The 10,567-nt window shown below is 71.0% G+C and carries 13 protein-coding genes and 1 pseudogene; 8 read left to right on the plus strand and 6 right to left on the minus strand.

Translation table 11 applies throughout. The annotated features are described in order from the left end of the window. The 3 genes from G6048_RS43120 to G6048_RS43130 all read left to right on the plus strand — a co-directional run. Positions 1 to 585 (plus strand): HD domain-containing protein (locus tag G6048_RS43120; protein WP_165345072.1); only part of this gene is annotated, 585 nt, incomplete at its 5' end. Between the two features lie 75 nt (positions 586 to 660). After that, a complete protein-coding gene (locus tag G6048_RS43125) occupies positions 661 to 1,881 on the plus strand; it encodes a Cmx/CmrA family chloramphenicol efflux MFS transporter (protein WP_165345081.1) in 1,221 nt (406 codons plus the stop codon). Between the two features lie 18 nt (positions 1,882 to 1,899). After that, positions 1,900 to 2,982 (plus strand): GNAT family N-acetyltransferase, encoded by a 1,083-nt coding sequence (locus G6048_RS43130; protein WP_206342843.1) that lies wholly within the window; start codon positions 1,900 to 1,902, stop codon positions 2,980 to 2,982. A 6-nt stretch (positions 2,983 to 2,988) separates the two neighbouring features. Here the strand turns inward: G6048_RS43130 and G6048_RS43135 are convergent, their stop codons facing one another. Further along, positions 2,989 to 3,264, minus strand: coding sequence for a DUF4031 domain-containing protein (locus G6048_RS43135; RefSeq protein WP_165345073.1), 276 nt, complete (start codon positions 3,262 to 3,264; stop codon positions 2,989 to 2,991). Next, the gene (locus G6048_RS43140; RefSeq protein ID WP_165345074.1) at positions 3,261 to 3,701 is read right to left on the minus strand and encodes a hypothetical protein; all 441 of its coding nucleotides are present in this window, start codon (positions 3,699 to 3,701) and stop codon (positions 3,261 to 3,263) included. The genes G6048_RS43135 and G6048_RS43140 overlap by 4 nt, the downstream gene beginning before the upstream one ends. A gap of 68 nt (positions 3,702 to 3,769) precedes the next feature. Here G6048_RS43140 and G6048_RS43145 point away from each other — a divergent pair, with 68 nt between their 5' ends. From G6048_RS43145 to G6048_RS43155, 3 genes are all read left to right on the plus strand, one after another. Beyond that, positions 3,770 to 4,693 (plus strand): MurR/RpiR family transcriptional regulator, encoded by a 924-nt coding sequence (locus G6048_RS43145; protein WP_165345075.1) that lies wholly within the window; start codon positions 3,770 to 3,772, stop codon positions 4,691 to 4,693. A gap of 88 nt (positions 4,694 to 4,781) precedes the next feature. Beyond that, entirely contained in the window at positions 4,782 to 5,735 is a 954-nt protein-coding gene (gene murQ / locus G6048_RS43150; RefSeq protein ID WP_165345076.1) for an N-acetylmuramic acid 6-phosphate etherase, read from the plus strand. A 143-nt stretch (positions 5,736 to 5,878) separates the two neighbouring features. Further along, positions 5,879 to 6,466, plus strand: coding sequence for a hypothetical protein (locus tag G6048_RS43155; protein WP_165345077.1), 588 nt, complete (start codon positions 5,879 to 5,881; stop codon positions 6,464 to 6,466). A 126-nt stretch (positions 6,467 to 6,592) separates the two neighbouring features. Here G6048_RS43155 and G6048_RS52260 read toward each other — a convergent pair. From G6048_RS52260 to G6048_RS43170, 3 genes and pseudogenes are all read right to left on the minus strand, one after another. Next, positions 6,593 to 6,828, minus strand: a pseudogene (locus tag G6048_RS52260) (IS5/IS1182 family transposase); the annotation flags it as partial. A gap of 239 nt (positions 6,829 to 7,067) precedes the next feature. Beyond that, the gene (locus tag G6048_RS43165) at positions 7,068 to 7,493 is read right to left on the minus strand and encodes a DUF4267 domain-containing protein (protein WP_165345078.1); all 426 of its coding nucleotides are present in this window, start codon (positions 7,491 to 7,493) and stop codon (positions 7,068 to 7,070) included. A 326-nt stretch (positions 7,494 to 7,819) separates the two neighbouring features. After that, entirely contained in the window at positions 7,820 to 8,266 is a 447-nt protein-coding gene (locus tag G6048_RS43170) for a DUF1772 domain-containing protein (protein WP_165345079.1), read from the minus strand. A 90-nt stretch (positions 8,267 to 8,356) separates the two neighbouring features. On the opposite strand from G6048_RS43170, the gene G6048_RS43175 reads away from it, so the two are divergent. Both G6048_RS43175 and G6048_RS52125 read left to right on the plus strand, forming a co-directional pair. After that, positions 8,357 to 8,935 carry a TetR/AcrR family transcriptional regulator gene (locus tag G6048_RS43175; protein WP_165345080.1) on the plus strand — a complete coding sequence of 193 codons (579 nt, stop codon included), beginning with the start codon at positions 8,357 to 8,359 and terminating at the stop codon, positions 8,933 to 8,935. Continuing rightward, on the plus strand, positions 8,932 to 9,210 hold the full coding sequence (locus G6048_RS52125; protein ID WP_165345083.1) for a DUF397 domain-containing protein: 279 nt from the start codon (positions 8,932 to 8,934) through the stop codon (positions 9,208 to 9,210). The genes G6048_RS43175 and G6048_RS52125 overlap by 4 nt, the downstream gene beginning before the upstream one ends. Positions 9,211 to 10,081: 871 nt before the next feature. Here the strand turns inward: G6048_RS52125 and G6048_RS52130 are convergent. Further along, the coding region (locus tag G6048_RS52130) for an enoyl-CoA hydratase-related protein (protein WP_408056227.1) at positions 10,082 to 10,567 on the minus strand (486 nt) is incomplete at its 5' end.

Here is a 10,567-nt window from a genome sequence, read left to right on the forward strand (position 1 = left end):
GCCACACCCGACCCCGCCCCCTACGCCGACGACCTCCTGACCCGCTGGTCGGAACCTCAGCGCCGCTACCACACCCTCGATCACCTCACGGCGGTCCTGGACCACATCGACGTACTGGAGCAGTACGCGAACGACCCGGACCTGGTCCGCCTCGCCGCGTGGTTCCACGACGCGGTCTACCTCCCCGACCGCTCCGAGAACGAGGAACGCTCGGCCCGCCTGGCCGAGCGCGCCCTGACCGAAGCCGGTCTCCCGCCGGAGAAGACGGCCGAGGTCGCCCGCCTGGTCCGCCTCACGATCACCCACGACCCATCACCCGACGACCCCAACGGCCAGGTCCTCTGCGACGCCGACCTGGCGATCCTGGCCGCGCCCCCGAACACGTACGCCGTCTACACGGCGGCCATCCGCGAGGAGTACGCCTTCGTCCCCTCGGAGGCCTTCCGCGAGGGCCGCGCCACGGTCCTGCGCCAACTCCTCGCCCTGCCACGCCTGTTCCGCACCCCGCACGGGGCGGCGGAGTGGGAGGCGACGGCGCGCTACAACATCGGCGCCGAGCTGGAGCTCCTCGACGCCGCTCAGTGACCGCGTCCGGGAATGCCACTCCATCCCCCTTGGTTGCCCATGAAGATGCCCTCCGTCGCCCGCGCTCCCGCCCGTATGCCCCTGGCCGTCTACATCCTCGGGCTCTCCGTCTTCGCCCTGGGCACCAGCGAGTTCATGCTGTCCGGCCTCCTGCCGGCCATCGCGGACGACATGAGCGTGTCGATCCCACGTGCGGGCCTGCTGATATCGGCCTTCGCGATCGGGATGGTCGTCGGAGCGCCCCTGCTCGCCGTGGCAACCATCCGCCTCCCCCGCCGCACGACCCTGATCAGCCTCATCACGGTCTTCGGCCTGGGCCAGATCGCGGGTGCCCTCGCGCCGAACTACGCCGTGCTCTTCGCGTCCCGGGTGATCAGTGCGCTGGCGTGTGCCGGGTTCTGGGCGGTCGGTGCCGCGGTCGCCGTCGCGATGGTGCCGGCGAACGCCCGTGCCCGCGCGCTCGCCGTGATGATCGGCGGTCTGTCGATCGCCAACGTTCTCGGCGTCCCGGCGGGTGCCTTCCTCGGTGATCACCTCGGCTGGCGCTCCGCCTTCTGGGCGGTCGCCGCCGCGTCCGGGATCGCCCTCGTCGGGGTCGTCACCCTCATCCCGTCCCTTCCCCTCCCGGCCGAGAGGCCCCGGCTCAAGCGTGAGCTGCGGATCTACCGGGACCGCCAGACCTGGCTCACCATCTCGATCGTCGCCCTCGCCGCGGGCGGCGTCTTCTGCACATTCAGCTATCTCGCGCCGCTGCTGACGGACGTGGCGGGCCTGGCGGAAGGCTGGGTACCCACCGTCCTCGCACTCTTCGGGATCGGCGCGCTCGTCGGCACGACGATCGGCGGCCGGATCGCGGACGCGCACCTCTTCGGGGTACTGCTGTCCGGCATCGCGGCCTCGACCGTTCTCCTCATCGCCCTGGCCCTCCTCGGCCAGTACGCGCTCGCCGCCGTCGCCCTCTCCTTCCTCCTCGGCGTCTCGGCCTTCTATACGGCTCCCGCGCTGAACGCCCGCATGTTCAATGTCGCGGGCGCCGCCCCGACCCTCGCCGGCGCCACCACCACGGCCGCCTTCAACCTCGGCAACACCGGCGGTCCCTGGCTGGGCGGCGTGGTCATCGACGCGGGGTTCGGGTACGCCTCGACGGCGTGGGCCGGTGCGGCCATGACGGTCACGGCGGGGGCGGCGAGCGCCGTCTCGCTGCGGCTTCATCGGCGTCCGGCTTCCCGCGTCGTCATCGGGGCCGCACCCGCCGGCACCGATGAGGCGGTTATTCAGTCCCGTTCCGCGAACTGACCACCTATCGTCGCCCCCATGGGAGACATGGGCGGGGATCAGATACAGGAAGCCGTCGCGGACGCCGTGGCGGCGCTGCGGCCAGCGGCCGGCGAGCGGGACTGGGGCGTCAAGGCAGGCCGCCTCGACTGGAGTTGCCGCAGAACGGCGGAGCACATCGCGTCGGATCTCATCGCGTACGCGGGGCAGATAGCAGGCCGCCCCACCGACCGGTACGTCCCCTTCCGCATCGACTGCGCCGAGTGCGAGGGCCCCGATGACCTCCTGGAGGTCATCGAGGCGACCGGCGCCCTGCTCGCCGCGGCCGTCCGCACCGCGCCGCGCGAGGCGCGGGGCTTCCACCCGTACCCCTTCCGCAGCGCGAACCGCGAGGGCTTCGCCGCGATGGGCATCGCCGAGGTGCTCCTGCACACGCATGACATCGCCGAGGGACTGGGGATCGCGTACGAGCCCCCGGCCCAGCTCTGCGAGGACGTACTCACCCGGATCTTCCCGCACGTCCAGCCAGGACCCGACCACTGGCGCACCCTCCTGTGGGCCACCGGCCGCGGCGACCTGCCCGGCCGCGCGCCGGTCACCGAGTGGCGCTGGAACAACAACCTCGTCATCCCCGCCGAGCGGCTCACCCTCCAAGGGGTCACCCCCGCTGCCGCCGCCGATATGCGGATCGGCGGCACGGGCGGCTTCGAGTGGATCGAGGGCCGCCCCCCGGAGGGCACGGACGTGTCCTCCGGGTTGGTCGTGAAGGCGTACGAGAGGGGGAAACATCGCCCGGAGTGGGGCGTGTTCGTCCTGGTGCGCAGGTCGGACGGCGTCGCCATCGGCGGCATGGGTTTCCACGGCACGCCCGACGACGAGGGCCGCGTCGAGATCGGCTACGACCTCGCGGAACCGGTCCGCGGCAACGGCTACGCCACGGAGGCGCTGCGCGCGCTGTCCGCATGGGCGCTGGCACGCGACGACGTGAAAAAGCTGCTGTGCGCGAAGATCGACCGCGCCAACACTCCTTCCCAGGGCGTGGTGTCGCGCGCGGGCTTCACGCGGGTGCGGGAGGACGAGGAGGAGTACGTGTACGAATTGCGCGTCGGCGAGCTGACCTGAGGGGCCTTACGTACGTGGCTGCGTACGCCCCTTGGGCCTGCGCAGCCCCGACTCGTGGAGCAGCCGCACCACCTCGCGGCTGCTGACCTCAACCGCTCCGGCGCGCACGCAGTCCGCGTAACGATGCGACGGAATGTCGTAGTGATCCCGTTCGAAGGCACGGGGCGGGGCGCCCAACTCCGCGGCGAACAGGTGCAGTTCGTCGAACGACACGTCGCTGATCAGATGCGACCACAGGTGCCCGTGGCCCGGCCACACGGGCGGATCGATGTAGACGGTCACGAGGAGGACGCCCCACCGGGACCGCCGGGACCGCCGGGACCGCCGCCGGGCCCTCCCGTCGCCGAGCCGAGCGAGCCCACCGCCGAGACCCTCACGCCCGCCTTGTGGCACACCCAGTGCGGATCGGGCCCGAGTTCCGGTTCGACATCGAGGGCGTGCGGGTCACCGGCGCCACAGACGGGGCACAGCGGCCAACGCCCGTACCGCTCGAGCAACGCGTCCTGCACATCCTGAGCAACCAGCCCCGCCACATACTCCACCCCCTCCGGCCACTGCTCCACCCACCACCGCCGCTGCACCACCGACGCCTCGACGAGGGAAACGACATCGGCCTCGGCGACATCGCCCGCGACGAGATCGGCGATCACGAGCGCACGGGCGGCATGCAGCGCCTGCTCCAGCGGGCTGACGGGGTAGGGGAAGGCGGGCTGTTCCATACGCCCATTGTGCGCCTACGGCCCAGCCACCCCTTGACCCTCCCGTCCGCCGAAAATACCTTTCAAAGGTGACCCCCAACGTGAAGGAAATTTTCGCAGGCGAGACCCCGCCCGCCCCGGCGGCCCTCGCCGCCAAGGTCCGCACGCTCGCCCCGTCGATGACCCGCTCCATGCAGCGGGTCGCCGAGACCGTGGCCGGCGATCCCGCAGGCTGCGCGGCCCTCACAGTCACCGGCCTCGCGGAGCGAACCGGCACCAGCGAGGCCACGGTCGTCCGCACCGCCCGCCTCCTCGGCTACCCCGGCTACCGCGACCTGCGCCTGGCCCTCGCCGGCCTCGCCGCCCATCAGCAGTCGGGCCGCGCGCCCGCCGTCACGGCCGACATCGCGGTCGACGACCCGATCGCGGACGTCGTGGCGAAACTGGCGTACGACGAGCAGCAGACCCTCGCCGACACCGCGGCAGGGCTGGACACGGTCCAGCTCGGCGCGGCCGTCTCCGCGCTCGCGGCGGCCGGCCGTATCGACGTCTACGGAGTCGGCGCCTCCGGCCTGGTCGCCCAGGACCTCCACCAGAAGCTCCTGCGGATCGGCCTCATAGCCCACGCGTTCAGTGACCCGCACCTCGCGGTCACCAACGCCGTGCAGCTGCGCGCCAAGGACGTGGCGATAGCGATCACGCACTCCGGTTCGACCGGCGACGTCATCGAACCGCTACGGGTCGCCTTCGAGCGGGGCGCCACGACGGTCGCGATCACCGGCCGCCCGGACGGCCCGGTCTCGCAGTACGCCGACCACGTCCTCACCACGTCGACGGCCCGCGAGAGCGAGTTGCGGCCGGCCGCCATGTCGTCCCGTACGAGCCAACTGCTGGTCGTGGACTGCCTGTTCATAGGCGTGGCCCAGCGGACGTACGAGACGGCGGCGCCGGCACTGGCCGCCTCGTATGAGGCGCTGGCGCACCGCCACAGCCCCCGCGGCTCCCAGCGCTAGGCCGAGCAGTTCGCGTACAAGTACTCGAGTACGAGTAACGAGTAACGAAAGCCAGCACCGGAACGAACACCGGAAAGAGCCGCCCCACATGACCTCCCCCGCCGATGCCTCCTCCCCCTTCCGTGATGTACGGGACGAGTTGGAGACCCTGACCACCGAGGCGTTCCGCCCCGAGCTCGCTCGGATCGACCAACTGCCCACCCTCGAGATCGCGAAGATCATGAACGGTGAGGACGCGACCGTGCCCACCGCCGTCGCCGCACAGCTCCCGCGGATCGCCGCCGCGATCGACGCCATCGCGGACCGTATGGCACGCGGTGGACGTCTCGTCTACGCGGGCGCGGGCACCGCGGGCCGCCTCGGCGTGCTCGACGCCTCCGAGTGCCCGCCCACGTTCAACACGGACCCCTCCGAGGTCGTCGGCCTGATCGCGGGCGGCCCGGACGCGACGGTCAACTCGATCGAGGGCGCCGAGGACTCCAAGGAGCTGGCGGCCGAGGACCTGGGCTCCCTGGGCATCACCGCAAACGACACGGTGGTCGGCGTCTCCGCCTCGGGCCGCACCCCGTACGCGATCGGCGCGGTGGAACACGCCCACGCACTCGGCGCCCTGACCATCGGCCTGTCCTGCAACGCGGACAGCGCGCTCGCGGCGGCGGCCGACCACGGCATCGAGGTCGTCGTGGGCCCCGAGCTGCTGACCGGCTCGACGCGCCTGAAGGCGGGCACGGCCCAGAAGCTGGTCCTCAACATGCTGTCGACGATCACGATGATCCGCCTGGGCAAGACGTACGGGAACCTGATGGTCGACGTACGGGCCTCGAACGACAAGCTCCGGGCCCGTTCGCGCCGTATCGTCGCGCTGGCCACGGGCGCGCCCGACGACCAGATCGAGGCGGCCCTGAGCGCGGCCGACGGCGAGACGAAGAACGCGATCCTCGTCATCCTCGCCGACGTCGACGCCGCCACCGCCGCCCGCCTGCTCACCGAGGCGAACGGCCACCTTCGGGCGGCTCTTCAGGCGGCCCTCGCGAGCGGCTGAGCAGCGCCCGAGGAGCGGCCCGAGCCGGCTCCCGGGGGCGACGGTCACGCCCGAGCCCGGGCTCCCGGGGCGGAATGTCAGTGGCACATGTGATTCTTGGGGGCGTCGGCAGCACAGCTCCGCTCCCGGGAGGGACGACCACCATGAACCACGCACAGCTGACCGCCCTGGGCCGCGCCCTGCGGCTTCTCGGCGAGCACGGCGAGGCCCTGGGCAAGGACACACCCGACGCGAAGCTGCACGAGGTCAAGGCGGACCTGAAGCGAGCGCTGGACCTCCTGGAGGAAACGGTCACCACGGCGGCCCCCACCACGCGCTGCGCCGAGCACCCCACGGGCCCGGTCGACGAGGACGCCCCCGACCTCTGCCTGCTCTGCGAGACCCGCCGCCGAATCGCCCGCCGCTCGAAGGTCAACGACTCCTTCACCCAGGGCCGTCCGACCACCCCGGACGAGACGCTCGAGCGCACGAAGTCCCGCTACGGCGTACGGGGCGACCGCCCCCAGCCCCAGCAGCGCTGGCTCCCCGAGATGTGGACGGGCCAGGTCTGGCAACTCTGCGGCACCCCCCGCCGCGACAAACAGGAAGCCGAGCTGTTCCTCGCCGCCCAGCGCCGCGGCCCCCACCCCGGCATGGCCTACCGCCTGGTCCACGAGTTCACCGACTACGAGGTCCTACGCATCTGGGGCGAACCCCACAAGATCGACATCGAACCCATGGGCAACCTCTAGCGCTCCGGCAAGACTTCCGGCGCCGTCACAGGTCAGCGCCGTACCGCGCTAGGGCGCGTATCGGGTCGTGATCAATGAGTCGCTCTGGTGAGGTCTTTGATCCAGATCATCGAGGCGCGCAGGTATAGGCCGGCGAGGTAGCTGTCGGGGGTCTTGTCTTCCGCAGGACGGGATGAACTGCGGGCTGTCGGCAGCCTGTCCGGCGGTCAGCACGAACGCCAGCGGGCGGCAACTGCGGTCGGCGGCGAGGTGGACTTGCTGGTCTACCCGCCCCGCGAGCCTCCCAAGAGGGCGGTCTTCAGGCGGAGCTTTCGCCGGCGGCGGACCCGTCGTCGCTCCTCCCGCTCGGGGGCCGCTTCGGCGTCGCGTCCGCTTTGTACTTCGGGGCTGCCCCCTTTGGCGGGGCCTTCTCCTCTTCGGCGGCGGTCTTCTACCTGCTGCCGCAGGGTCTTGGGGTACGGGCCGTACTCGCCGATCGGCAGGTACGGCTCGAGGAAGTCCCACTCTTCGTCCGTCAGTTGCGCGCGTCACGCACGACGGTCTACCGGGCCAGGGCCTGGAACGGGGCGAAACCCACGGATTGATCACGACCCGATCCGCGCTAGGCGGGCTGCAGGGCGGGCGTTTCCGGAGCGGCCGCGACCTTGCGGGTCTCGCGCATGATCAGCAGGCCGTTGACCACCATCAGTGTCGCGGTCAGGCCGTGGATGCCGAGCGCGGTGGCCACGGAGCCGTGGTGGGCCAGCACCGTAGTCATGTCGCCGTACGCGGCGAGGGCCTCCACCAGCAGCACCCAGCCCAGCGCCCGGCGGTGGCCCGTCACCAGCAGGATGCCCAGGACCAGGGCCAGGACGACGTCGCGGATTCCCTTGATGATCAGGAAGCCGTCGCCGTCGCCGGACGGCCAGCTCGGCAGGCCGAAGCCCGGCGCCGTCGTCTCCGGGTTCAGGATGAACTCCGTCCCGAACCAGAGGATGAAGAGGATGAAGGCGGCGGCCAGTACGGTATTGATCTTCTTCAGCGACACTGTTCTTCTCCTTGCGAGACTTCGTCAGCTTGGTGAGCTTCGTGGAGCTTGCTGTGTCGTATGGGGCCTGATCAGGCCGCGCGGACGCGGCTGATCGAGGGGCGTAGCTTGCCGGGATGGCAATTGTGGGATCTGAGCGGCAGCTGCATTTCCGGATGCCGGGATTTCGGTGGTCAGCCGCCGCCCGGGGAGTGGGGATTGTGCGGCCACCGGCGTGGCGTCGGCCCGCGGGGTCAGAAATCCGAAGCCCTCTCGGGCTCACCCCGACGGGGCAAAAGCCGTCGATATACAGGGGCGAACCAGTGCATGTCAGGGCAGCGGTGGTATCAGGCGAGGGCGGCGACCAGCAGGGTGAACGCGGCGACGATGACGGCGACGCGGACGTAGTGGTAGCGGCCCCAGCGGTGCAGCTGCTCCTTCCAGTCGGCGGGCCGGTTCTCGGGGGTCCAGGTCTTGTTTCGGTTGTTGATCGGGACGAGCAGCAGGAGCGACATGATCACGCTGAGGATCAGCAGCGCGCCGGCGGTGGCGACGAGTCCGGCGCCGTCGTGGTGCCATCCGGCGACGGCCCAGATCGCGACGAGGACGAGCGAGCCGATGTACCAGAACGGCATCAGGGCGCCGAGCATCCGGCCGCCGTGGGCGTGGCCGAGCTGGCCGCTGTCTTCGGGAAGCGCGTCCAGGATCCGGTTCATGATGAAGGCGACGGAGAACTCCACCCCCACCATCAGGCCGACGACGACGGTGGTGACGACCTCGAGTGCGTTGAACATGACGACCCCTCCGTGAACTAGCGTTGCTAGCTGATGAGGCAACGCTAGTACTACTGCCGCTCGGTTGTCTAGCGATGCTAGGATCGATTCATGTCGGTACAGGAACGCAAGCAGCGCGAACGGGCGGAGCGCGAGCGCCTCATCGTGGCGACCGCCCGCGAACTCGCCGAGCAGCAGGGCTGGGACGCGGTCACCACCCGCCGGCTCGCCGAGCGCATCGAATACAGCCAGCCCGTCCTCTACAGCCACTTCCGAGGCAAGCGCGAGATCATCGGCGCCGTCGCCCTTCAGGGGGCCGCCGATCTGGCCACGGCGGTGCGGGCCGCGACCTCCGCCGCGGACCGCCCCCGCGCCCGGGTCACCGCCCTGGCCCGCACCTACCTCGACTTCGCCGCACGCAACCCGGCGGTCTACGACGCCTTGTTCCAGCTCGACGGCGGCCTGGCGTACGCGCAAGAGGACACCCCCGAGCCGCTGAAGGACGCCTTCGCCGCCCTGCTCGAGTGCCTCGCCGAGGTCGCCGGCGACAGCGTCCACCCGGGGCTGTTCACCGAGACGTTCTGGGCGGCCCTGCACGGCCTGGCCACCCTGACCCGAGCGGGCCGCCTGCTGCCCGAGGACGCCGAGTCGAGGGTGGAGCTGCTGGTGGACCGGCTCGCCATCGTCTGACACACCGCCCCGGCGGGCACACAGCCGGGGCCCTCGGGCCCCGCCCCTGCCTTCCTGCCTGCGGCAACGCTTCCGGTCATTCGCGCCCACACGGTGCAGCCACTGTATGGCACAAGTCCAGCCACAGCGGCGGCAGCGGTGGCGACTGCCTCGAAGTCGCCGCCAACCTCCCCGGCCTAGCCCCTGTCCGCGACTCCAAGAACCCCCACGGCCCGAAGCTCGCGTTCCGGGCCGAGGCCTGGACGGCCTTCGTCGCAAACCTCAAGCACGACTAGCAGAGGGCCGGCCGGTCGACGGGTGCGCGTCAGCGCCTCGCCTGCACACCGGTGCGGCTCAGCGGCCGACAGCCGGTAGGCGGGGTAGGTGGGTCGCGGGAATGTGACAGTCCGGGGTCCAGGTGTCACATTTTTCCGCGATCGGTACGGAGGCGCGGGCGGCTGGACGCATCGGCGCAACTCCGAAGCGATCAGGGCGGGTACGGGCCGACGGAGCTGAACCGGGGCCACCCGCAGCCGCTCTGCCCGAAGCTCAAGCGTCGAGCTCCGAGCCCTGTTTCTGAGGATTGGGAGGCGGGCTTCAACCCGCCCACCCTCCACGCGGGTTGACGTGACGCGACCGATTTGCCACGGACAGTCACATGGGCTCAGCGTGCCCGCACAACGAACAACCCCCGCTAGGTGCGGCAAACACCTGCGGGGGCCTGACCTACGAGATCGAAAGCGACTCGATCCCATGGCTGACGCCAACCTTAGTGCTACGTTCCTGCCCGCGCACGCCTCCCCGCACCCCATGGCCAACCCGGGTTACGGAAAACGCGGCGCCCCGGACCAACTCCCCCGCACGGCACACGACTTCGCCCACCTCCCGCCTCGCGAAGCAGCCGTCGCCGCGTACATCGACCGCCTCCCCAACGGCGCCGACATCTCCGTAAAGACGCTGGCCAAGACGCTCCCGTACGGCCAGTGCGCCCTCCGCACAGCCCTCAACAACCTCCAACGGGCAGGCCACTTGCGCCGGGGCCGCGAACATCTGGCCGACTCGGGAAGCCCACGCTGGATCACCCGAACGTGGTTCTCGCGAACGGCACGGGACGACGGCTGGTGGGCGGCGTTCACGCGGGGCGACGTACCTCAGGAGCAGGAACCTTCAGCGGACCGGCGAGGCCCCACCCGCTCCCGCGCGTACATCCTCCTCGCGGCCCTCGGCCGGGCGACCCCGGCCCTGTCCCTGTCGGCCAAGTCCTGCGCAGACCTCGCCCCGCTGCTCACCGAGTGGTTCGCAAGGGGCGCCACCGACGACCACGTACTCCAGGCCCTGACCGCAGGCCTCCCGACCCCGGTCCACAGCCCGGCCGCCCTCGTCCGCAACCGCCTGACCAACAAGCTCCCGCCGGAGCCCACACCGGCCGCCGCACGCCCACCCCTCCGCGTACTGGAGTGCGCGAAGTGCGGCACACCGGGCCGCCCGGAGGCCCTGCCGGGCGGCGTTTGCGGCCCGTGCCGGGGCGCGGGCGTCCATCGTGCGGCCGGTGAGGATCAGGTCCATTGCCTTGGCGCGGCCGACCATGCGGGTCAGCCGCTGGGTGCCGCCGATGCCGGGGATCACGCCGAGTTTGATCTCCGGCTGGCCGAA

Origin of the sequence: Streptomyces ureilyticus, from assembly GCF_011045025.1 — a bacterium.
In the GTDB taxonomy this organism is placed as follows: Bacteria; Actinomycetota; Actinomycetes; order Streptomycetales; family Streptomycetaceae; genus Streptomyces; species Streptomyces ureilyticus.

What these genes read in the sequence shown, in the direction of transcription:
- G6048_RS43125 (WP_165345081.1), top strand. Translation starts at nt 661, where the DNA reads ATGCCCCTGGCCGTCTACATCCTCGGGCTCTCCGTCTTCGCCCTGGGC.
- G6048_RS43130 (WP_206342843.1), top strand. Translation starts at nt 1,900, where the DNA reads ATGGGAGACATGGGCGGGGATCAGATACAGGAAGCCGTCGCGGACGCC.
- G6048_RS43140 (WP_165345074.1), bottom strand. Translation starts at nt 3,701, where the DNA reads ATGGAACAGCCCGCCTTCCCCTACCCCGTCAGCCCGCTGGAGCAGGCG.
- murQ (WP_165345076.1), top strand. Translation starts at nt 4,782, where the DNA reads ATGACCTCCCCCGCCGATGCCTCCTCCCCCTTCCGTGATGTACGGGAC.
- G6048_RS43155 (WP_165345077.1), top strand. Translation starts at nt 5,879, where the DNA reads ATGAACCACGCACAGCTGACCGCCCTGGGCCGCGCCCTGCGGCTTCTC.
- G6048_RS43170 (WP_165345079.1), bottom strand. Translation starts at nt 8,266, where the DNA reads ATGTTCAACGCACTCGAGGTCGTCACCACCGTCGTCGTCGGCCTGATG.
- G6048_RS43175 (WP_165345080.1), top strand. Translation starts at nt 8,357, where the DNA reads ATGTCGGTACAGGAACGCAAGCAGCGCGAACGGGCGGAGCGCGAGCGC.